The following is a 258-nucleotide window of genomic DNA, read 5'->3' as shown; positions in this document are numbered from 1 at the left end:
CTGCGCGCAATGTATGGAGCGGAACAGTTCCTTCGCTATAGGACTCAGCACGAGCGATGTCAGCTCCGCCTAGACGTCCAGATACTTGAGTTTTGATCCCTTTAGCGCCTGAACGCATTGTACGTTGGATCGTTTGTTTTTGAGCACGGCGGAAAGATGCACGGTTTTCTAGCTGGCGTGCGATTCCTTCAGCGACCAATTTCGCATCAAGGTCAGCTCTTTTGATTTCTACGATGTTGATGTGTACACGCTTGCCAG

At 50.4% G+C, this 258-nt stretch carries 1 protein-coding gene; it reads right to left on the bottom strand.

Features of this window, described 5'->3' with window-relative positions:
* A partial coding sequence (gene rpsC / locus SB775_RS31145) for a 30S ribosomal protein S3 (RefSeq protein WP_410865138.1) occupies positions 1 to 258 on the bottom strand: 258 nt, incomplete at both ends.

This window comes from Peribacillus sp. SIMBA_075, from assembly GCF_046534585.1.
This window is presented reverse-complemented; position numbering and strand designations above follow the sequence as displayed.